Genomic DNA, 21397 nt, shown 5'->3' with positions numbered 1-21397 from the left:
CGGAGTTCACACCTGTGGACTCCGATTTTTTTATTCGCTCTTCGTTCGCATTCAGTTATTTGTTGCTATAGCCTTATCGAGCAGCCTTTTCGCTCTAATAAAAACTTCACTTGGTTAATAAGTTGACGTTTAAACGTGAAATGACAGGGAACATACTTCTTATGCAAATCAAACCACTACCTAGGAGGAATCAGTTCATGTCACAGTCTAAAAATCCACTTACACAACACTTCAACGATGATTTCCCAAAACAGTATCAGGAGCCACCGGCTGTCCAGGCAAAAATGGAACCCCTTCCGGATTGCGGAGAAGAAAGCTACAAAGGTTCAGGTAAACTAAAAGGTAAGAAAGCGTTGATTACAGGCGGTGATTCAGGAATCGGACGTGCTGCTGCGATTGCTTATGCCCGTGAAGGAGCAGATGTCTTCCTGAACTATCTCCCGGAAGAACAACAAGATGCAGAAGAAGTAAAAGCACTTGTCGAAGCAGCTGGTCAAAAAGCGTACTTACTCGCAGGTGATTTAAGTGACGAATCGTTCTGTCAGCAACTTGTCAAAGAGGCACATGATTCACTTGGCGGACTCGACATCCTTGCACTCGTCGCCGGAAAACAACAAGCTGTCGAGGACATCATGGATCTGTCAACAGAACAACTCCGGAAAACATATGAAATTAATGTCTTCTCGCTGTTTTGGGTCATTAAAGCCGCTCTCCCACTTCTAAAAGAAGGCGCTTCGATCATCACGACAACTTCTGTTCAAGGATACAATCCGAGTGAGAACTTACTTGATTACGCCTCAACGAAATTTGCCATCAATGGATTCACACGCGGCCTCGCGAAACAAATTGCGCCAAAAGGCATCCGCGTTAATTCGGTCGCACCGGGTCCAATTTGGACACCACTTCAAATCTCAGGTGGTCAACCGAGCGAAAACATTCCGGAATTCGGACAAGAAACACCACTCAAACGAAGTGGTCAACCGGTCGAACTTTCGAGCGTCTATGTCTTCCTCGCGTCTGACGATGCCAGTTATGTCACGGCACAAATTTATGGTGTGACAGGCGGAATTGAACTTGCTTAATTGAATGCCAGAGTAAAAAGCGGTTTTGATGGCGACATCAAAACCGCTTTTTTTGGTATCAGTTGCTTCTCCCCGTCCGATTTAGTCTAATGAAGATATACATACCGTTAGGAGATGATTCATGTGACAGAAAAAGAAAAGATGATTCAAGGTCAGTTGTACTTAGCCGGGGATGCGGAGCTCGTGGCGGACCGGAAACGGGCGCAGATGCTTTGTCATCGATTCAACCAACTGAGCATCGAAGAGCTGCCCGACCGAAAATCTCTCCTGCAACAACTTTTCCGGACGGAACAAACGGATTTTTACATCGAACCGTCTTTTAAATGTGATTATGGCTACAACATCACGCTTGGTGCCCGGTTTTATGCCAATTACGATTGTGTGCTGCTCGACATTTGCCCGATTACGATCGGTGACAACTGTATGCTTGCTCCGGGCGTCCACATCTATACAGCGACGCATCCGTTAGATCCTGTCGAACGAAATAGTGGGTATGAATTCGGCAAACCCGTCGTCATCGGGGATAACGTCTGGATCGGCGGACGAGCTGTCATTAATCCCGGTGTGACGATTGGCGATAATGCGGTCATCGCTTCCGGGAGCGTCGTCGTTAAAGATGTCCCTGCGAATACGGTCGTGGGTGGAAACCCTGCTAAGATCCTCAAAACGATTTGATATGGGAAACAGACTGAACCGGCGGCAAATGAAACTTTTTTTCTTAATTTGGCGTACACTAGAGACAGAACGTCATATTTATGGAAGAAGGAATTCATGATGGATAAAAAACGTTGGGGAGGCCTTGCCGTCGCCGGAGCATTTTTGCTCTCGAAAGGAAAGGTCGTCCTTGCACTCTTAAAATTTTCGAAGTTCGGAGGAACGCTGATTTCGTTCGGTATTTCGCTTCTCTTTTATGCCCAAATTTTTGGTGTTTGGTTTGGTGTTGGTTTGCTTTACCTATTGTTCATTCATGAGATGGGACATTTAGCTGCTGCAAAACGCCTGGGTTTTAAGACGGGACCAGCGATTTTCGTTCCGTTCATGGGGGCCGTCATCGGGATCAAAGATACATTCCGAACGCCGAAACAAGAAGCAATCTTAGCCTACGGGGGTCCGCTCGCCGGACTGCTCTCCCTTATCCCGCTTTTGATTGGATATGCCGTGACAGGAAATGATTTTTGGCTCGTTATCTTCCACTTAGGTGCCCTGCTCAATCTATTCAATTTACTCCCGGTCAGTCCGCTCGATGGCGGACGGATTTTAGCTGGTCTGCCGATCGTCGTCTGGATTGCAGGACTCGCTGCCCTGATTGCCTACGGTCTCACCCATTTCAGCATCATCTTATTGTTGATCGCTTTCCTCGGCGGCAGTGCCGTCTGGAAACGGTACCGTTTTGCGAAACAATACGAAGACAATCAATCCGTCCTGATGTTGTACCGGGCAGCCCGCAACCGTGTTTTACAAGCAAAAGCGGAACAGGAACAACAGCCAATCGCTGAACCGGCTGAGAGCGATCAACTCGACTCAGGTGAGACTACAGTCTCCGCTACAACGAGCTATGATCCGATTGCTTGGACTTTACGCCATGACTTGCAAAGTCTGCGGAGTGCAAGTCCGGAAGAAGCAAAACCAGCTGCTGATGAACTCTTACGCTATCAATATGATTCGGCGAATGATTACGATGCCTTGCTGCGTCGACTCGACCAACGCATCGAACCGTTGCTTGAAGCGGAAAAATCGGTTGAGTACCACCAGATGCCGAAAAAACAACAAGCGATTACGTTAGTTGCCTATTTGGCACTCGGAGCGATTCTCTTCCTCGCTTTCGAATACTCAAAAGGCTATTTACCGTTACCCTCCTCTTAACGCGCAAACACTCCGTCACTGTACTGTTGCCGGAGTGTTTTTGTTTTCATACCGATTCGTCGAACAGTTCCTCTTTGCACATTGCCTGGAGTGATTTCTTGCATCTGCCGACCCAAGCGACTAGTCTGAGTAAAAGCCAACGTACTTACCTTAAAGGAGGCTCTCCTACCGATGAATAAGAATACTGCCCAACTGGGAGATGCACCCATTAATAAATTATTGATTGGATTATCGCTCCCGGCGATGATTGGTATGCTCGTCACTGCGCTCTATAACATCGTCGATACGATTTTTGTCGCCCAAGGAATTGGGACGATTGCTGTCGCTGCCGTCGGAATCGCGTTTCCCGTCCAACTCGTTTTGATGGCGATTGCTAATTCACTTGGAATCGGCGGCGCCGCGATTGCCTCCCAACGACTCGGTCAAAAAAATTTAATCGGAGCCAGTCGCGCATATGCGAATGTCTTGATGGTCGTGCTCGTCGTCAGTATGCTCGCCATCGTCTCCGCCTTCATCTTCGTCGAGCCATTGTTGCGTGTCTTTGGAGCAACCGATGAAATCATGCCATACAGCATCGATTTCTTGCGTGTTTTGCTGTTCGGTTCCCCATTCTTCATGTTGACGATGGCATCAAGTGCGATGTTACGGGCGGAAGGACGCGCGAACTACCAAATGCGTGTCATGTTGACAACTGTCGCCATTAATACGATTCTGACCCCTTTGTTCATCTTCGGATTCGATTGGGGCATTAAAGGAGCGGCACTCGGGACCGTCGTCGCTCAAATCGTCGGTTCCATCTTGATTTTCCGATTCTTCTTTACGAAACAGAAAAAGACAAGTCTCCTATTAGACCGTGAAGCCTTCCGTTTTGAACCAAAGCTCGTTGTCCGGATGTCGCAAATCGGTTCGTCGTCCTTCATCATGCAAGTCTCCCAATCCGTTTTGTTCATCACCGTCAACCATATGCTCGTCCGATACGGGGGGACGACGGAACTTGCGACCTTCGCCGTCATCAACAAATTCATGGCGCTCGTCGGGATGCCGATCATGGGAATCGTCCAAGGGATGCAGCCGATCGTCGGCTACAACTTTGGTTCGAAACAATTCGACCGCATGTCGCTCGCCATCAAACTTGCGATGCGGTACGGTCTGTCATTATCGATTACACTTTGGTTATTGATTCAACTCTTCCCACGCTTCTGGGTCGGAATGTTCACGAATGATACCGCACTGCTCGATGATGGTTCGACCGCGATGCGGATTCTTTTCGCCGTCTCGTTTGTCTATGGGATTCAGATGATCATTAACGGCATGTATCAATCACTCGCGAAAGCCCGTGTCGCGCTTTTCCTTTCTTTATCACGTCAAACACTTTACACGATTCCACTCGTGTTGATTTTACCGATGTTCTTCGGCGTCAGCGGTGTCTGGTTCGCCTTTCCGATTGCTGACTTGATGGCAGTCCTGACTGCGAGTGTCTTTGCTTATCGCGACCGGGTCATGCTCTTTAAGCCCCAAGAATATACAGACCCAGCACCTGAAGCCGTTCAAGCTAAATAATTATCATCGCCGTCCCGTTCACATGTCATGTGAGCGGGTTTCTTGAGGAAAAAAGATGCTTGGGCCGAAATACGAACATGCATTCTAAGTCTGAATACGGTATGCTCTAAGAAAAGGAGTGATGATTATGGTACAACCCTATACATTAGCCATCGACTTTGAAACAGCGAATCGAAACAGTCGCAGTATTTGTGCATTCGGTTGGTCTGTCCTCGCGAACGGTCAGGTCGTTACGAGTAATCAAGTCTTGATCAATCCAGAAGAAGAATTCGATGCCGGAAATATTCGGGTCCATGGCATCCGTCCGAGTGACGTTTGGAACGAACCTGCTTTACCGGAAGCGATGGAACAACACGGCTTATATGATTTGATTGCCGGTGCCGAACTGATTGTTGCACACAATGCAGCATTTGACATGGGTGCTCTGCAAAAAGCAATTCAAAAGTATGACTTGTATCAAATCCCCGCATTTCGATATGGCTGCACCGTCAAGCTATCCCGTAAACTTTATCCGTGGCTGCCGAATCATAAATTGAACACGATGGCCGAGTTTTTAGGTGTATCGTTTAAACACCACGATGCAAAGGAAGATGCCTACATTTGCGCATTGTTGCTAAACGATATGCTCGACCGGACAAATCTTGACCATCCCGTCACCCTCCACGAATTTTGTGGTGTACGAATGGGACAAGTCGCTTATTAATTCTTATTTCATAGGCGATTTGTTCGGATAAAATAAGATGACGCTCATGGTTGCTTTTCCCTTTGGAAGCAATCCACGACGGAACGCGCTTTAAAACGTCTGCATGCTAAAAGGAGGACTCGACTAAATCGTCGAAGCCTCCTTTTTTTAAGCGCGTTGTTTAGTTTGTTGTTTGTTTAATCGGGAACCAGCCTGGACGGCTAATAATTCCTTGCCACAGTGCATCTGGCATCACGAGTTCTGCTTGTGTTGTTGGATCAAGTTCTGTCCGAATCGACGCGACGTCTCCTGCTTCGACTTTTTCGACCCAGTTCGGTTCCATGATTAATTCACGACCGAGTGCGACGAGTGGCACTTCTGTCAAGGCACGCTCGACTTCTTCTGGTGTGTGGAGTGATCCGACACCGATGACTGGAACTTGTTGTCCCACACGCTCTTGAACGAGTGTGATTGGTGAACGTGTTTCGTTTTCATCACGAATCGAACCAGCAAAGAAGTCCATGACGGAGACGTGCAGGTAGTCTAAGTCTTTTTTAGCGAGTACATCAACGAGCTGCATTGTGTCTTCTAGTGTAATCCCCGGGTTTTCGATTTCTTCTGGTGAGAAGCGATATCCGACGATGAACGATGGGTCTTGTTTTGCGACCGCTTCGACTGCATCGACGACAGCAAGTGGGAATGCCAAACGTTTTTCAAGGCTGCCACCCCATTTGTCATCACGACGGTTTGAGTGTGGTGAGACGAATTGTTGAATCAGGTACGTATTTGCACCATGAATTTCAACACCATCAAATCCAGCTTCCATCGCACGACGCGTCGCTTGACCGAATGCTTCGATGATGGCTTCGACTTCTTCTGCTTCGAGTGCACGTGGTGTCATGGCACCTTCACGTTCTGGCGCTACAGCACTCGCGCTGACCGTCTGCCCGCCGACGAGTTCTGGTGGTGCCATCCGGCCTGCATGGAAAATTTGAAGAATCGCTTTTGCGCCTTTGTCTTGGATTGTTGTTGCAAGACGTTTTAAGCTTGGAATGAGTTCATCACGCTCTGCGCCGAATTCATTCGGGAAACCTTGTCCATCCGCTGTGACGTTGGCACAAGCTGTGATGACTGCACCGACGCCACCTGAACGTGCTGCATAATAAGCGAGTTCCGCTTCCGAAACTTCACCATTCTCTTCTGCCGCATAGTTGGTCATCGGCGCCATCATGACGCGGTTTTTCAATGTCACTCCGTTTGGAAGTGTAAACGTATCAAACATCTTTTCATTAGCCATTGAAACATATCCTCCTCTGAAATCTTAACTTGAATATCGTCAGTATACGCTCGGACTTTTCAAAATACCTAATGATGTGCCTAGCCAATCTGCTCGCTTGTTTAGTGGAGCTTCATTTGGCGTTTCCGTCGACCGCCCGGCCACCACCAGTTCCAGTGTCCGAATAACTTCATCAAGGCTGGAACTAACAGCATCCGAACAATCGTCGCATCGATGAAGATCGCGAGCGCAATCCCGACACCGAGTTGCTTAATCGGGCTGACACCCGTGAAGGCAAACGCTCCCGTGACGACAATCATGATCAAGGCAGCCGATGTGATGATTTTACTTGTTTTCGCAAGCCCCATTTCCGTCGCCACGTCATTGTCACCCGTCTCGTCATAGTATTCTTCCATCCGTGAAACTAAAAACACTTCATAGTCCATCGATAAACCGAATACGAGCGAGAAGATAAAGACCGGCGTCAAAATGCCAATCGTTTCTGCCGGAAAAACGAGTCCTGATTCAAATAAAATGACGAGCAATCCGAATGTCGCACCGAGACTGAGTAAGTTCATCAAAATCGCTTTAATCGGAATTAAGATCGAGCGAAACGCAATCAATAAAATCAAGAACGTCGCGAGTAACACGACACTGAGCGCAAGCGGCATCTTGTCATAAATCTCATCGTAGATTTCTTGATTGAATGCGGCAGGACCACCAATCGTAAAGCCCATTTCCCGGACTTTCCTGACCCAGTCCTGCGAGGCTTGATCACCGGGGTCACCGGCTAAATTGACGTTCACCCGGGCGACGTCCGCGTCAAACGCAATCCAAGGGGTCAACTGTTGTTTCGCCTGCTCGATTTGAACGGCTTGCTGCAAATCGAGTCCGTTCTGCTCGGCTAAGGTCGCGCCGGAAATTACTTCTTTCACACCGCTATCTGTTTGAAACTGTCGTGTCGCGTCCTCGAGACGACTGAGTCCTGCTTCAGACGAAAAGTCTCCCTCGACTAACACGACTGCGTCGGTCCCGTCATCCCCAAACGTTTTTTCCCATGACTCAAAAGCAAGCCTTGATGCATAATCTTCCGGCAGGGCACTCGCTTGCGGAATGTTCAACTCAATATCACGCAATGGAATCAAGCACGGGACGAGTAATATCAATGAAAATACCGTAATCGCCACAGGACGCTTCATGACGAAGCGCGCCAGATTCCGCCAGCGTCGTTCACCACGATCCGAGCCCGACTTAAAAATCCGTCCTTTTTCTAATCCTGCACCGAACAGTGCGAGCAAGGCGGGTAATAACGTGATGGCACTAATGACCGCGCCAAGTACCGAGACGAGTGTCCCGATTGCGACCGCTTGAAAGACGTCGACATCGATGACTAACAGACCAGCGAGCCCGACAAAGACGCAAATCCCAGAAAATAAAATCGAACGACCGGCTGTCGCGACAGAGACTTCTGCTGCCCGCGCAATCGAATACCCTTTGCCCTGTTCCTCTCGAAAACGATTGACGTAAAGCAGTGAAAAATCGATTCCGAGCGCGAGTGAGATCATCGCGACGGCGTTTAGAACGAAAATCGATAACTCTTGTTGTCCCGCGACAAAATAGAGAATCCCGGCACCGAAGATGAACGTAACGAGTCCCATGATGAGCGGTAAGACAGCTGCCAAGGGCGTCCCGAAGACGATAAGTAAGACAAGTAAAGCCGCTGGAACACCAATCAATTCAGCACGAACCAAATCGTTTTTCGAGGCCGTGTTCAAGTCGTCGACGATCAGTGGTTCTCCAGTTAGACGGACAGTTACATCACTCGGAACATCCAGCTTGTTTTCGATGGCTTTTGCCCATGTCCGTTCGATGTCCGGTGTCCCGACCGTAAGATATCCTTTGCCGTCCCGAATCGCTTGTGGATTTTCGGTTGGTCCAACGACCTGTCCGACTCCTTTGATGTCACGAAACAACGTGACATGCCGCGTCATTTCTTTGCGAATCGTTTGTTCATCCCCTTCAAACAAGACGATGATTTGATGGGGGTCTTGCTTAAATTCTTGTTCTAACACCTGCTCCACTTGTTGAAATTCCCCATCACGGGTGAAGCCGTTCCCTTTCAATTGATCGGGTAACTGAAGGGCGAAATACCCAAGGACAATCAGTGCAATCAACCAGACGAGACTGATGCTTTTTCGAAAACGAACAATCTTCTGACCAAGACGTTCCATCTGTCGACTCCTCCTTTTTTCTACTTAGACAGCAAAAACATCCTTCGTACGACCGACAAAGGATGTGTTTACGTCTTGTGAAAAATTTGAACCCACGTGTTTCCGAAATTCGGTGACGTCGAAACGATTGCTAGTCGTCTTGCCTGTTCGTCAAGCAACAGACTTTTTAACAATACGGACGACTGACACCCTTCAAATTTAAACTTTAATTGTTTGTCCTCATAGAGGTAAAATCGTGTCGCATCCGTGACAGAAAACAATTGTTTCTGACTATCGACGAGTGAATATTCTTCATAGTCCGAAAACGGGATGACTTGTTCTTCTTGCTTGACCGCGTCCCAAATGACGTATCGCGTCTGATCGGGATCGTACGAGATGATCGTCGCCGGCGCAATAAATCGTTCGAACGTCAATTGTTCATTGTATCCACGCTCGACGATGCGCCCTAATAAAGGGGCTTCGTCATAGTCTGAAAAAGTTCCTGCTTCCGTCATCAAATCAAAGCGGACGATATCCGTTTCCGCTGCGTATAAGAACAGTTGATTGCCACTCCACTCATACAGGTTACTAAACCAAGCATCCGCCCAGATATCCGGGCGATTCATATATGTTATCTGACCATTCTTTAAATCAAGTAATCCGAAGACAATCGTTTCTTCGAAGACGATGAACGCACGACTTCCATTCGGTTCGAGGTACCACGTGAATGGAACATAAGCACAGGCTGTTTCCCAAACTATTTTTAAATCCGCATCGCATTTCGTAAATCCTCCTTGCTCTCGAAACAAGACGAATTCCTCTCCTACTCGTTCAAATAACGATACCGATTCATGGAGCAACAGCTCAGCCGCTGGTTTATACATATACATCACTTCCTACCTCCTACGGTATCAACCTTCTTGATTTCTAGCTACTGTCGATGCGCTCGCGTTGTATGTCTTGTATACTAGAACCAATCATCAAAAGGAGGATCTTTCATGAAACCATTACAACTTTCTGCTGATACGGCAGTCGAGCTCGCGAAGCGTCTGAATGTACCACTCGAACAATTGATGCATATGCCGCGTCACATCTTAATCCAAAAGTTAGTCGAACTCGAGAGCGAACAAGCGGATGCTGCAACTGAATCAAGTGATGAGGAGACAAACTGAGCTCCACTTCTGACAAGCAGCACTCCAATCCGTACGAAAAAAAGAGGCGCTAGGCCTCTTTTTTTACGCTTGCGGATTATACTCCGACTTGCCGTACCGAAAGACATTGACAATTGCTTTCCCATCACTCGGATATCCATTCGGATGATCAATCGGAAAGAGTGAAAAGAAAACAAAGTAGAAGGAGAAATAAGCGAACTGATACGTAAAGATCGATGCTTCGAACACTCCGGCATAAATCAATCCGTTGACGATTAAAATACCTGCAACGTTCGCTAACGAACCACCCAAGTACACCATGATGTTCGTAAATTTATTTTCATGCCGGAGTGCCTCATACTGGCACCAGCCATCCCAAAAGTAAATTCGATTCAAACGAATCGGTCCGACACGTACCAATGACTTGCCTGACCCAATATTGATCTCCATATTTCCTCCGAACAATCGTGCGAAGAAATAATGCCCCATTTCATGAATTAATGTCACAATCGGTAATAACAGAAAAAACGATAAGAAAAATTTCCAGATATCATCAAATCCAAACATGCTGACGCTCCCTTTCAGAAAACTAATCCTCTAAATACTACTTAATCTATTTTCCCGCATCAGATGAATTAAAACTGGATTATCTAAAAAGAATTAATACGAAAAGATGACAGCCGCAACGCGACTGCCATACTAGGTTACTCTTTTTTTCGACGTTTGTTTGCTGCATATAAGAGACCGATGATCGTCAATGCCGCGCCACCCGCGACCGCATACTTTTTATAGTCTGCTTTTCGCTCGGCCACTACGGTCGTTGTCAGTGCCGGAATCAATAATTCCCGTTCCTCGTGCAGACGAGGCGCATGAATTTTGACTGCCCCGTTTTCGACAAGCACTTCGAACTCACCACTTGGCAATTCAATCGTTACGTCTTCATCTGTCGCATTATGATAGACGCGTTGCCGCTCGACGTAACCTTCATACGTCCGCTTCAGCTCATATGCAATGATGCCTTCCCCTTCTTCTAGGAAGCGGAGATGTTTGCGAATCATCGCTGTATTTTCAAGGCGGAACATCGGATATTGACGACGCATCGCTATCAACCCTTTGACATATTCAACGGAAGAACTGAATGTCTCTGCCCGTTCATAATCAAGCCGATTCACGACTTCTCCCGCATTGAAACTATCACGAATCCCATCCTTCGTCCGGAAGAACTCTTGACCCGCGTGGAGGAACGGAATCCCTTGTCCCGTCAAAATGATCGCATTGGCAAGCATTTGACGCTTACGTCGTACTTCATCCGTATCCTCCGGGCGTGAGACAGAGAGCTTGTCCCAAACTGTTAAGTCGTCATGCGCTTCGATATAGGAGACGACTTGGTTCGGCTCATCCGCAAAGCCTTGCGATGAAACGTTCCCGGCAATCCCGCGCTTGACTTCATTCGTCCGATCGAACGCCCCACTGATAAAGCCGCGGTTCTCCGGTGTTTGGACATCTCCTTTTAACCCGTCACGCAAGCCGTTATTAAAGTGTGCAATCCCCGGCATCTGCGGGGCATTGAAATAGTTCGCTTTTTGGTCGAGCGGTAACGGTGTATCAAGATCCCAGCCTTCACCGATGATTAAAATCGACGGGTCGATTCGATCGAGTGCATGACGAACTTGGTTCATCGTTTCGATATCGTGGAGTCCCATCAAGTCGAACCGGAATCCGTCGAGATGATACTCTTTTGCCCAGTACGTCACGCAATCGATGATGAATTTCCGCATCATGAAACGCTCAGAAGCTGTGTCATTGCCACAGAAACTACCATTCGAAAGCGTTCCGTCTGCCGCTTGACGGTAAAAGTAACCCGGAACGAACTGACCAAGCGGAACCTTTTCTGCTTCATAGGTATGGTTGAAGACGACATCCATGATGACTCGGATTCCACGGTCATGCAGTGCCTGGACCAATTCTTTGAGCTCACGGATGCGTGCTTTCGGATCATCTGCGTTTGATGAATAGGAACCTTCCGGTGCAAAGAAATTGACCGGATCGTATCCCCAATTGTAATTATCCGGATCGTTTGGTGCTGCTTCGTTGACCGAACCGAAATCATAGATAGGAAGTAATTGGACGTGCGTCACACCTAAATCAGCTAAGTAGTCGAGTCCCGTCAATCCACCATTTTTCGTCCGCGTACCTGCTTCCGTCAATCCGCGGAACGTACCTCGTTCGACCACACCACTCGCCGGATGACTTGTCGCGTCGCGAACGTGCAACTCATAAATGACAGCATCTTGTGACGAATGGAACATCGGTCGCTCCTCAATCCAACGGTCCGGTTGTACGTTGGACGGATCGATTAATGCACCACGCTTTCCGTTCGTTCCGACTGCTTTTGCATAAGGGTCGACCGCTTCGACTTTCTGACCGTCGACGATGGCTTGAAATGTATAAAAATAACCTTCATACACAGCACGATCGAGTTCTGCGACGAATGTCCCCCGTTCAGCGGCTGACAGTTCGACTTCCTCTACTTTTCTTGCACGCAGCGTCCGGTACAGACGGATGACCACACGTTCCGCCGTCGGTGCCCACAATCGAACACGAATCGTCGTCTCTTCAAAAGTCGCACCCAAGTCCATTCCTCTATAGGCATAACGCTCATCCATCTCCTTTGGCGTGAGCGTCAACATATCTGCTGTTTGTTTCAAAGCCATGCACCCCTTTCATTTCATGGTATTCATTATAACAAAATTTCAAAGTGGTGGACGCTTCCGCTGTTCCTCTCTAAAATAGAGAATAGAACGAAAGGGGAGATGCCATATGGCAGCAAAAGATAATTCATTTGATATCGTGTCACAAATCAACATCGAGGAAGTCAAAAACGCGATGCAAGTCGCACTGAAGGAAATTACGAACCGCTTTGATTTTAAAGGTTCGAAGAGTGACATGAAACTTGAGAAAGAGGATTTAATCCTCATCTCGGATGACGACTTTAAACTCGATCAAGTCAAAGACGTCTTGACGACGAAGTTGATTAAACGCGAAGTCCCGACAAAGAACTTACAGTATGAAAAAGTCGAACAGGCAGCCGGGAACACAGTCCGTCAACGTGTCATCCTAAAGAGCGGAATCGACCGTGATGATGCGAAAAAAATCAACAATGCCGTCAAAGAATCCAAATTAAAAGTCAAAACGCAAATTCAAGATGACCAAATCCGTGTCACGGCTAAATCGCGTGATGACTTGCAACAAGTCATGCAGATCGTCCGTGAGTTACCATTATCTGTCGACGTCCAGTTCATCAATTTCCGTTAAGCAGCAAAAATCCCTTTCTCCAAGTCGGAGGAAGGGATTTACTTATGCTCATTGCGCTGTATATCCACCATCAAGGACGACGGCTTGACCTGTCACGCCAGCTGCTTTATCACTTGATAAGAAAATTGCATAATCTGCGATTTCTTTCACTTGCAACAAACGCTGTTGTGGGACGAGCGGGTAGATGACTTCTTCTAAGACAGACTCAAGTGGTACGTTCCGCGTTTCAGCGAGTGAAGACAATTGTTTTTGGACGAGTGGCGTATCGACGTAACCCGGGCAAATCGCATTGACCGTAATACCGGATGTCGCACCTTCAAGTGCTGCTACTTTCGTTAAGCCAATCACGCCATGTTTCGCACTGTTGTATGCAGCTTTCCCGGCAAAGCCAATCAAACCATTAATGGATGACATGTTAAGAATCCGTCCGAATCCTTGTTTTTTCATGATCGGGAACACGTATTTCGTATAGAGGAATGGTGCCCGTAACATGATACTTTGCATCAAATCAAACGTCTCTGTCGAGAAGTCTTCGATGGGTGAGACGTGTTGCATGCCGGCGTTATTGATGACGATATCAATTTTTCCGTAATGTGCCATCGTCTGTTCGATACTTGTTTTAATCGCCGCTTCACTCGTTACGTCACCCGCGACCGCAAAAGCGTCAAATCCTTTATCCGTCAGTGCTTCTGCTGCATTTTTCGCTGCCTGCTCCTGCAAGTCGACAATCACGACCTTAGCGCCTTCTTGCGCAAATTCTTCAGCGATTTCAAGACCGATTCCACTAGCTGCTCCAGTAATTAACGCTACTTTTCCTTCGAGTTGTTTCATTTCCATCTACTCCTTCTTTACGGTTTCACTTCTTTTACTGTACGCTTGCAAAAACAATAATAAAAATGAATCCTTATTATGCTATATATAACCATTAGGAATAGGAGGAAATACGATGGATTTTCGACAACTCGAATATTTTACTGAAGTCGCCCGGTTTAAAAGTTTCACGCGTGCTGCCGATTATCTTCATGTCACGCAACCGACTTTAAGTAAGATGGTCCGCAGTCTTGAAGAAGAACTCGATATTGCACTATTTGATCGCAGTAAACGGCAAATCGTTTTGACAGACGCTGGTGAAACACTCCTTCTTGAAGGTGAAAAAATCTTACGTCAACTTTCTGATCTCCCCTCTCATCTCTATGACGTAATGCACTTAACAAAAGGAACCATCCGGATTGGCCTTCCTCCGTTAATCGGTTCACTCTTTTTCCCCCGTCTGTTGCATCAATTTTCAGAACAGTACCCGATGGTAACAATCGACATCGTCGAGGCCGGCGGTCACGCCTTAGAGAAAGCCATCGTCGCGGGTGACGTCGATTTAATTGCGACCGTCTTTCCTGCAGATGAAAACTTAACCGTTTACCCCTTTATGGAAGAAGAGCTGCACCTTTTTTTACCGGAACACCATCCGCTCGCTTCACGCGCTTCCATCGCGTTAGAAGAAGTTTCACAGATGCCGTTCGTTTTGTTTAATGAAACCTTCTCTCTCCATAACGTCGTTTTAAACGCCTGCCGAACGGCTGGTTTTGAACCGACTGTCACACATGTCAGTTCGCAGTGGGATTTCCTTTGTCTGCTCGTCGCAGAAGAAAATGCCGTGACACTTCTCCCCCGTTCGCTCGCAAACCGGATTCAAGTCAACGGGGTCAAAACAGTTCCGTTAGAAACTCGCGTACCCTGGCAATTAGGTGTCGCTGTCCCGACCGGACGTTATCAGTCGTATGTCACACGGGAGTGGATTCGTTTCGTCCAAGATTCTTATTCACAAAAAGAATGATATGTATAAAAACCATGTATTTGTAGCATGGTTTTTCTTTCGTTATGATGGGATGTATCGTTACTTCAGAAAGGAAGTTATTTACTATGTCAACGCATGAAACACGTCACGAAGTCGGTCTCAAAAAATTAAGTGAGTTCACAGATGCGAATTCAGCTCAATCCACACATGATAAAATCTCAGAGTCATTAAAAGACATCGCACCTGCCGTCGGCGAATGGATTACAGATTTTGCTTACGGTGAAGTGTATAGTCGCACTGGACTCGGGAACCGTGACCGTGCACTCGTCACAATCTCGACGCTCGTCACACAAGGAACAGAACCGCAACTTGCCTTACACATCAACACGGGGTTAACAGCCGGTCTCTCAGGAAATGAAATCGTCGAAGCCATCATGCACCTCGTGCCCTATACAGGTTTCCCGCGTGTCTTAAATGCCCTTGAAGTCGCAAAAACTGTTTTCGCAGAACGTGGTATCACTGTCGAAACGGACTAAGCGAACGGAGGATGAACGATGCATCTGGCAGGGTATAATCCTATTACAAGGGAGAGATGCTAGATGCAATATGCACTGATTGCCGATTTGCATAGTTCATTTTCAGATACGCGCGCCGTGCTACAGGATATCCGTAAACGTGCTCCACAAGCGACGATTTTTTCGCTCGGCGACGTCTATGAGTGCCATATCGGCAAAAAGAGAGCGCGTCGTCATATTTTTGAGTCCATCTCTGATGTCGTGACGCTTGATTTCGACTATGTTGCGCTACTTGATTTCGAAACATTACTCGGGAACCAAGAAGAACGGATTTTTTCAATCGTCCCAACCGGCGTATCCGGACTGCTTGACCGACTCCGGTCGGTCCCCCGGACAAAGCAAGTGGGTCACGATGTCCTGTTTTTACACGGTGATCAGTTCGAGTGGAGTTATACGTTAATACCGAACACCTCCCAATTCGAACAACGACTATTGTTTTTCGGTCATAGTCATCAACGTGGTTTGTTTCGCGACGGACGCCGGTTGTCGACGCAACTGGACGTTCCGATTTCCATCAAACAAGAACGGTATGCTGTCAATGTCGGTCCTGTTCTCGTCGAGCGAGAATGGTTGCTCTACGACACACAGGAAGAATCCATCGTCTACCACCAAGCATGATAAAAAGACCCTCGGGTTAAAAGCTGGAGTCATCTCCATGCTTTCATCCGAGGGTCTTTTCTGATTACAGGTAACGGACGAGTGAAGCTTTCACTAAATCGACCTGCGTTAATTCATGTTTCTCGACGAATTTATCGACGACACGACGTACTTCTCCTTGACGACGGACGAAGCTTGTCGGGACCGGTGTTTTGCCGACAAGTTGTTCGTATAACGTCGTCAATTGATGATCATCGATGACTGTTGTCATCGAATCGAGGAACAATAAGACGTGGAGACGGTTGAGATAGTCCCATGGCTTGTCTTCCGACCGGAATTCATTCCGGGCCAACCATTTTTTAAGACCAATCGCATCGATTTCACTGAGTGTTTCCTTCGAACGTGGTGCTTTCCAAAGCGCTAAAAGTTCACCTAATTTTTTACGCGTTTGTTTTTTACCCATGAAAAATTCGAAGTTCACTTTCGTTTCGAGTGCATCTCCACTAACAGGTGCGATTAAATCGGCACCTGGTGCTGTCACGACATCAAAGATGAAGTCAACAGACTCTCCAGGCAACCACGTTGCCACTCTCCCGTGAAAATCAGCGATGAACGCAATCGCTTCTTTCATGTCTTCGTTCTTGATTCGTTCTGCTGCCTGCTGCAACCGTTCGTTTGTTTCTTTATTCATATGCTAACCCCATCTTTAATTTGATTTTATTACATTTCTTCTGGAGCGCCGACACCTAGGAGGCGTAGACCTTCCGTCAATACAATCGTAACCGATTTCACGAGTGCAAGGCGAGATTGTTTTGCCGCATCCTCTTCAAGGACACGTACTTGACCATAATATCTATTAAAGCTTTGCGCGAGATCGAGGACATAACGGCTGATGATGGATGGTTCACGACGCACGAACGCCCGGTCAATGACTGCCGAGAATTGGTTAAGCATCGAGACGACCCCCCAGGCATAATCGTCAGCACTTCCGTCGAAGGCTGCACCATCATAGCCGCCTTTACGGAGTAACGAGTTGGCACGGGCATTTGTGTACTGGACGTATGGACCCGTCTCCCCTTCGAATTTCAACATCTGCTCGAGATCGAACTCGATATTGTTCATGCGTTCATTTTTAAGGTCATGGAAGATGACTGCGCCGACGCCGACTTGTTGTGCTGTTTGGTCGGCATTCGCAAGGTTCGGATTTTTCTCGGCGATATTTTGTTTTGCGACGTTGATTGCATCTTGAAGGACTTCTTCAAGCAAGACGATCCGCCCTTTACGCGTCGACATCTTTTTGCCATCTTTCATGATAAGCCCGAATGGTACATGGTGCATGCCGTCAACATTATCAAAACCAAGCTTTTTCAAAACTGCAAACAACTGTTTGAAATGGAGCGCTTGTTCTCCGCCGACGACATAAAATGCTTGTTCGAAACGATACGTTTCGAGGCGATAGACAGCCGCTGCCAAGTCGCGTGTCGCGTAAAGCGTCGCGCCATCTTTTTTCTTGATCAGCGCGGGCGGCATACCTTCTGCTTCAAGATCAACGACCATCGCGCCTTCAGACTCGACGAGCAGTTCTTTTTCTTCTAATAAGTCAATGACATGCTGCATTTTGTCATTATAGAAGGCTTCTCCGTTCAGGCTGTCGAACTGTACACCAAGCATGTCATAAACACGGCTGAATTCGACGAGTGAGACTTCACGGAACCATTTCCAAAGAACGGTTGCCTGTTCGTCACCTTGCTCGAGTTTTTTGAACCAGGCCCGACCTTCATCTTCAAGTTCCGGCTTACTTTCTGCTTCTTCATGGAACCGGACATAGAGTTTCAATAGTTCTTTGATTGGCTCAGCCCGGACATCTTCTTCTTTACCCCACATGTTGTAAGCCACCATCAATTTACCAAACTGCGTGCCCCAATCACCTAAGTGGTTGATTCCAACGACGTCATATCCTTTTTTACGTGAAATTTGGTTCAACGCATTTCCGATGACCGTCGAACGCAAATGTCCCATCGAGAACGGTTTTGCGATGTTTGGTGAAGAGAAGTCGGTGACAATCGTCTTCCCATTCGACTCACTTGATCCGTAGTCCGCTTTTTCGTTTAAGACACGATTGACGATTTCTTGCGAGACGACCTCACGGTTCAAGAAGACGTTGACGTATGGTCCGACTGGTTGAACGTTCGCAAAGAGTGGATTATCGATTTTTTCAGCGACATCTACTGCAATCATGTTGGGTGCTTTGCGGAATGCTTTCGCCAACAAGAAGCAAGGGAATGCGAGATCTCCGTGGTCTTCATGTTTCGGTTGTTCAATCAGTTGCTCAATTTGTTCAAGTGTCAATGCGTCTCCGATGACTCCTTGTAAAACTTCAGCATATTGTTGTTTGTAGCTCATTGTATTACCTCCAACAGTTTATTTTTTCCAATAAAAAACGCCCTTTGCGCAACTCGCAAAGAGACGGAATGACCGCGGTACCACTCTTCTTGGTGTCGTTTTCGACACCCACCTTAATTGGGGATAACGGGGTTCCCCCGGCTACGCCTGATCGTTACGATTCGGATAGCGTCTCTGAAGTGCGTTTCACGATTTCTTTGTCCATTCAGGCTTCCACCGTTTCCTGATTCGCTGGCTGACAAGATAAAACCGTTACTTTCTTCGTCATCGACGATTTGATATCTTTCACATTATACGCAATGACTCGATTTCTCTCAACCTTATTTTTTTGTAAATCACTTATCATAATTTCCACAAATCGGGTATAGATACAGAAGGATCGCCACAGAGAGGGGTCTATTCCGCTATGGTTTACTATCGAAAAGTAGCACGTATGAGCTGGATCACTTTAGCACTTATTGTTGTTTTACTGTTTCTTGCATCGCTTGCCTTTCCCGTCCATATGAACCCAGCGATATCGCTTGGAAATGCAAGTTATCTTCTCATTTTAGTCCTACTCTTCCAATTCGATAACATCCGCCGTGGTGGGATTTATTATACATTTCAAGAAGGTATTATTTTATTCATTTTTCTTAATTACGGTTTATTGATTGCCGTCATTTTGAGTCAACTCGGTGTCCTGATTTTCCAATTATTTTCGCATAAAAAAGAAATTCGTATAAAACGATTCATCTACCTGTACCCCGTCAACGTCTTATTCGACATCGTCTATATCTCAGTTCCCGCCTCCGCTTACTTGCTACTTGGAGGTCCGACCGGCCCGGGCTTTACTTATACCGAATCACTTATCCCGTTTGTCGGTTATCTGGTGGGTGTCTTTCTTATTTCCTATCTTCAATGCCGATTCGTCAATCGTTTCTTAAACTTAAGGTATGACTGGACCCGCCTCATCCGACTTCAGACACTCGTTTACGGAATCAGTATTTTAAGCGCGCTTCTCGGGATTTGGTTTTATGATGAAAACCCGTTAGTTGCTGCGACTGTCTCGACTTTAATTTTATTCTTATTCAAGCAACTCCTACAACAGCGTGGCGCATCCTTACAAGCTACACACAACGCTAAACGGTTCGACGATGCGAAGGAACGGTTGCTCGTTTCACGCTTTGAACGGGAAGCGATTGAATCCTTACTGATTGATTTACCTCATCTGATTGATTTCTCCGACGGCTGGCTTTCTATTCAGCAGCAACGAAAACAAATCATCTATGACATTCGGACAAAAAAGACAGTTGATGTCTTACCTTTATTTCATACGCTATCGGCGAATGATCTGCGGACTCCGATTCTCTATGGCCTTCGGTTCGACTGGGGAAATGATATCCAACTCTCGCTTCCCGTCGATCGGCATTCGATGCTCGCGATTCCTTCCATCACAAGTGGAGAAGTCGATGTCTCAATCGTTTTATTTCATCAAATCGCTGATGCTTATGATGAAGCAAAAGCGGATGAAATTTCTCGCCTGCTTCGAACATTTTGCCGCGTACTCGAGCGTTCCCAAGAAAACTTTCAATTGTATGCCGAAAGCCGGACGGATGCCTTGACAGATCTCCCGAACAGTCGTGCTTTTTATGAAGAGGGGGCACGCCAGTTTGCTTCCGAACACTTTCCGCTGTCGATCATCCTGTTTGATATCGACCACTTTAAATACGTCAATGATACGTACGGACATAAAGTCGGGGATCTCGTCTTACGTGAGCTCGGAAGACGGATTAAATACGTCATCCACCGAAACGATTCCGTCTTCGCGGCACGTTATGGGGGGGAGGAATTCGTTGTTTTGATTGCGGATTGCTTACAAGACCAAGCAATCTCCATTGCTGAAGAAATTCGTCACGCCGTTCTCGATCGCCCCTTCATTGTCGACGATCACCCTCTCTCTATTACCGTCAGTCTTGGCGTCGATACAGTAGAACATCCTTACCAACGCACATTTGAAGAATCATTACGTCAGGCAGATCACGCACTGTATGTCGGCGGAAAACACAATGGTCGAAATTGTACAGCCCACTACGCTAATCTTTGAAAGGTTGTGTTTAACGTGTCTATTACTGAAATCGAGTTATCGCTTCCGATGAGTCAACAACGGCGGACATTACGGATTTATCGTCCCCCTGAGGTCGCGACGGATGTTGCATTACCCGTCATCTATATGCATGACGGACAAAATGTCTTCAGTGGTGCGAGTGCTTCCTTCGGTAAAGGGTGGGATGTTCATCTCGCCCTCCATGAAGTCGGTCTACAGGCAATGATCGTCGCCATCGATAGCCCGGATGACCCGATGGACCGGTACGATGAATATGCGCCTTGGACGGATGACGCGTTATTGATGCGAACCGCATATCCGTCACACCGGACGACGATCGGCGGAAACGGGAAAGCTTATATGGAATGGATTATTTATGACTTGAAACCGTACATCGATTCGCACTATGCGACGATTCCGACTGATACAACGATGATTGGCAGCTCGATGGGCGGCGTGATTTCCTTATATGGCCTATTTGCTTATCCGGAAGTGATCACGCGTGCCGCCGCCTTATCGACAGCCGGATGGGCGAACTTCTCTTCTTTACTTGAATTCATCGAGCGAAGTCTCCCACTGTCTGACGCGCACCGTTGCTACATGGATATCGGGACAAAAGAAGTCAGCGGTCCGATGACGGAAGAAGATTATTTGCACACGAATGATGTCATCTCGGCGGCAGTACGTCAAAAAGTCGAGCAGATGCGATACACCGTCATCGCAGACGGTATTCACCATGAGACAGCGTGGGCGAAACGTATGCCGGACGTGCTCCGATTTCTCTTTTCATAAGAATTAAGTGTTAACG

General features: G+C 47.1%; 20 protein-coding genes and 1 other annotated feature. Of the genes, 12 read left to right on the top strand and 8 right to left on the bottom strand.

The genetic code is table 11. The annotated features are described in order from the left end of the window. Positions 1-197 precede the first annotated feature (197 nt). The 5 genes from KNP94_RS07655 (at position 198) to KNP94_RS07635 (ending at position 5208) form a co-directional block, all read left to right on the top strand. Positions 198-1082, top strand: a complete 885-nt coding sequence (locus tag KNP94_RS07655) for an SDR family oxidoreductase (RefSeq protein ID WP_215115521.1) — start codon at positions 198-200, stop codon at positions 1080-1082. A 123-nt stretch (positions 1083-1205) separates the two neighbouring features. Next, complete coding sequence (locus KNP94_RS07650; protein ID WP_371816012.1) at positions 1206-1757, top strand: maltose acetyltransferase domain-containing protein; 552 nt, start codon at positions 1206-1208, stop codon at positions 1755-1757. 99 nt (positions 1758-1856) lie between these two features. Further along, entirely contained in the window at positions 1857-2945 is a 1089-nt protein-coding gene (locus KNP94_RS07645; RefSeq protein WP_215115520.1) for a site-2 protease family protein, read from the top strand. 171 nt (positions 2946-3116) lie between these two features. Further along, on the top strand, positions 3117-4505 hold the full coding sequence (locus KNP94_RS07640) for an MATE family efflux transporter (protein WP_215115519.1): 1389 nt from the start codon (positions 3117-3119) through the stop codon (positions 4503-4505). 127 nt (positions 4506-4632) lie between these two features. Next, a complete protein-coding gene (locus KNP94_RS07635) occupies positions 4633-5208 on the top strand; it encodes a 3'-5' exonuclease (RefSeq protein WP_214766410.1) in 576 nt (191 codons plus the stop codon). Positions 5209-5368: 160 nt separating this feature from the next. Here KNP94_RS07635 and KNP94_RS07630 read toward each other — a convergent pair whose 3' ends face one another. From KNP94_RS07630 to KNP94_RS07620, 3 genes are all read right to left on the bottom strand, one after another. After that, positions 5369-6484, bottom strand: coding sequence for an NADH-dependent flavin oxidoreductase (locus KNP94_RS07630; protein ID WP_214810984.1), 1116 nt, complete (start codon positions 6482-6484; stop codon positions 5369-5371). 101 nt (positions 6485-6585) lie between these two features. Further along, a complete protein-coding gene (locus KNP94_RS07625) occupies positions 6586-8694 on the bottom strand; it encodes an MMPL family transporter (RefSeq protein WP_214810987.1) in 2109 nt (702 codons plus the stop codon). 68 nt (positions 8695-8762) lie between these two features. Next, positions 8763-9563 carry a hypothetical protein gene (locus KNP94_RS07620; RefSeq protein WP_214766404.1) on the bottom strand — a complete coding sequence of 267 codons (801 nt, stop codon included), beginning with the start codon at positions 9561-9563 and terminating at the stop codon, positions 8763-8765. A gap of 108 nt (positions 9564-9671) precedes the next feature. On the opposite strand from KNP94_RS07620, the gene KNP94_RS07615 reads away from it, so the two are divergent. Beyond that, positions 9672-9845 (top strand): YycC family protein, encoded by a 174-nt coding sequence (locus tag KNP94_RS07615; RefSeq protein WP_088838124.1) that lies wholly within the window; start codon positions 9672-9674, stop codon positions 9843-9845. A 63-nt stretch (positions 9846-9908) separates the two neighbouring features. Here the strand turns inward: KNP94_RS07615 and KNP94_RS07610 are convergent, their stop codons facing one another. Beyond that, positions 9909-10391 carry a hypothetical protein gene (locus KNP94_RS07610; RefSeq protein ID WP_029331967.1) on the bottom strand — a complete coding sequence of 161 codons (483 nt, stop codon included), beginning with the start codon at positions 10389-10391 and terminating at the stop codon, positions 9909-9911. A 137-nt stretch (positions 10392-10528) separates the two neighbouring features. Further along, positions 10529-12538, bottom strand: coding sequence for a type I pullulanase (gene pulA / locus KNP94_RS07605; protein ID WP_215115518.1), 2010 nt, complete (start codon positions 12536-12538; stop codon positions 10529-10531). Positions 12539-12644: 106 nt separating this feature from the next. On the opposite strand from pulA, the gene KNP94_RS07600 reads away from it, so the two are divergent. Further along, positions 12645-13139: a YajQ family cyclic di-GMP-binding protein gene (locus tag KNP94_RS07600; RefSeq protein WP_029331969.1), complete on the top strand. Its 495-nt coding sequence runs from the start codon at positions 12645-12647 to the stop codon at positions 13137-13139. A gap of 48 nt (positions 13140-13187) precedes the next feature. Here KNP94_RS07600 and KNP94_RS07595 read toward each other — a convergent pair whose 3' ends face one another. Beyond that, positions 13188-13970: a 3-hydroxybutyrate dehydrogenase gene (locus tag KNP94_RS07595; RefSeq protein WP_214845948.1), complete on the bottom strand. Its 783-nt coding sequence runs from the start codon at positions 13968-13970 to the stop codon at positions 13188-13190. Between the two features lie 115 nt (positions 13971-14085). Between KNP94_RS07595 and KNP94_RS07590 the strand changes: the two genes are divergently transcribed. From KNP94_RS07590 to KNP94_RS07580, 3 genes are all read left to right on the top strand, one after another. Continuing rightward, a complete protein-coding gene (locus tag KNP94_RS07590; protein WP_214766398.1) occupies positions 14086-14970 on the top strand; it encodes a LysR family transcriptional regulator in 885 nt (294 codons plus the stop codon). Between the two features lie 86 nt (positions 14971-15056). Continuing rightward, complete coding sequence (locus KNP94_RS07585; protein ID WP_088838130.1) at positions 15057-15467, top strand: carboxymuconolactone decarboxylase family protein; 411 nt, start codon at positions 15057-15059, stop codon at positions 15465-15467. A 63-nt stretch (positions 15468-15530) separates the two neighbouring features. Next, a complete protein-coding gene (locus tag KNP94_RS07580; protein ID WP_215115517.1) occupies positions 15531-16124 on the top strand; it encodes a metallophosphoesterase family protein in 594 nt (197 codons plus the stop codon). A 64-nt stretch (positions 16125-16188) separates the two neighbouring features. On the opposite strand, the gene KNP94_RS07575 is transcribed toward KNP94_RS07580, so the two are convergent. Both KNP94_RS07575 and argS read right to left on the bottom strand, forming a co-directional pair. Next, positions 16189-16794 carry a hypothetical protein gene (locus KNP94_RS07575; RefSeq protein WP_088838133.1) on the bottom strand — a complete coding sequence of 202 codons (606 nt, stop codon included), beginning with the start codon at positions 16792-16794 and terminating at the stop codon, positions 16189-16191. Positions 16795-16823: 29 nt separating this feature from the next. Beyond that, the gene (argS, locus tag KNP94_RS07570) at positions 16824-18506 is read right to left on the bottom strand and encodes an arginine--tRNA ligase (protein WP_215115516.1); all 1683 of its coding nucleotides are present in this window, start codon (positions 18504-18506) and stop codon (positions 16824-16826) included. A gap of 56 nt (positions 18507-18562) precedes the next feature. Further along, positions 18563-18783: a binding site (T-box leader), on the bottom strand. 129 nt (positions 18784-18912) lie between these two features. Between argS and KNP94_RS07565 the strand changes: the two genes are divergently transcribed. Together KNP94_RS07565 and KNP94_RS07560 are read left to right on the top strand one after the other, a co-directional pair. Beyond that, positions 18913-20589, top strand: a complete 1677-nt coding sequence (locus KNP94_RS07565) for a GGDEF domain-containing protein (protein ID WP_215115515.1) — start codon at positions 18913-18915, stop codon at positions 20587-20589. A gap of 15 nt (positions 20590-20604) precedes the next feature. Beyond that, entirely contained in the window at positions 20605-21381 is a 777-nt protein-coding gene (locus KNP94_RS07560; protein WP_215115514.1) for an alpha/beta hydrolase, read from the top strand. Positions 21382-21397 lie beyond the last annotated feature (16 nt).

The sequence above is a fragment of the Exiguobacterium sp. s80 genome (genome assembly GCF_018618725.1).
Classification (GTDB): domain Bacteria; phylum Bacillota; class Bacilli; order Exiguobacteriales; family Exiguobacteriaceae; genus Exiguobacterium_A; species Exiguobacterium_A oxidotolerans.
This window is presented reverse-complemented; position numbering and strand designations above follow the sequence as displayed.

Coding starts and splice junctions, on each gene's coding strand:
- KNP94_RS07620 (WP_214766404.1), bottom strand. CDS start 9,563: ATGTATATGTATAAACCAGCGGCTGAGCTGTTGCTCCATGAATCGGTA.
- KNP94_RS07585 (WP_088838130.1), top strand. CDS start 15,057: ATGTCAACGCATGAAACACGTCACGAAGTCGGTCTCAAAAAATTAAGT.
- KNP94_RS07655 (WP_215115521.1), top strand. CDS start 198: ATGTCACAGTCTAAAAATCCACTTACACAACACTTCAACGATGATTTC.
- KNP94_RS07575 (WP_088838133.1), bottom strand. CDS start 16,794: ATGAATAAAGAAACAAACGAACGGTTGCAGCAGGCAGCAGAACGAATC.
- KNP94_RS07580 (WP_215115517.1), top strand. CDS start 15,531: ATGCAATATGCACTGATTGCCGATTTGCATAGTTCATTTTCAGATACG.
- KNP94_RS07630 (WP_214810984.1), bottom strand. CDS start 6,484: ATGGCTAATGAAAAGATGTTTGATACGTTTACACTTCCAAACGGAGTG.
- KNP94_RS07600 (WP_029331969.1), top strand. CDS start 12,645: ATGGCAGCAAAAGATAATTCATTTGATATCGTGTCACAAATCAACATC.
- KNP94_RS07595 (WP_214845948.1), bottom strand. CDS start 13,970: ATGAAACAACTCGAAGGAAAAGTAGCGTTAATTACTGGAGCAGCTAGT.
- KNP94_RS07565 (WP_215115515.1), top strand. CDS start 18,913: ATGGTTTACTATCGAAAAGTAGCACGTATGAGCTGGATCACTTTAGCA.
- KNP94_RS07590 (WP_214766398.1), top strand. CDS start 14,086: ATGGATTTTCGACAACTCGAATATTTTACTGAAGTCGCCCGGTTTAAA.
- KNP94_RS07625 (WP_214810987.1), bottom strand. CDS start 8,694: ATGGAACGTCTTGGTCAGAAGATTGTTCGTTTTCGAAAAAGCATCAGT.
- KNP94_RS07645 (WP_215115520.1), top strand. CDS start 1,857: ATGGATAAAAAACGTTGGGGAGGCCTTGCCGTCGCCGGAGCATTTTTG.
- KNP94_RS07635 (WP_214766410.1), top strand. CDS start 4,633: ATGGTACAACCCTATACATTAGCCATCGACTTTGAAACAGCGAATCGA.
- KNP94_RS07615 (WP_088838124.1), top strand. CDS start 9,672: ATGAAACCATTACAACTTTCTGCTGATACGGCAGTCGAGCTCGCGAAG.
- KNP94_RS07640 (WP_215115519.1), top strand. CDS start 3,117: ATGAATAAGAATACTGCCCAACTGGGAGATGCACCCATTAATAAATTA.
- pulA (WP_215115518.1), bottom strand. CDS start 12,538: ATGGCTTTGAAACAAACAGCAGATATGTTGACGCTCACGCCAAAGGAG.
- KNP94_RS07610 (WP_029331967.1), bottom strand. CDS start 10,391: ATGTTTGGATTTGATGATATCTGGAAATTTTTCTTATCGTTTTTTCTG.
- argS (WP_215115516.1), bottom strand. CDS start 18,506: ATGAGCTACAAACAACAATATGCTGAAGTTTTACAAGGAGTCATCGGA.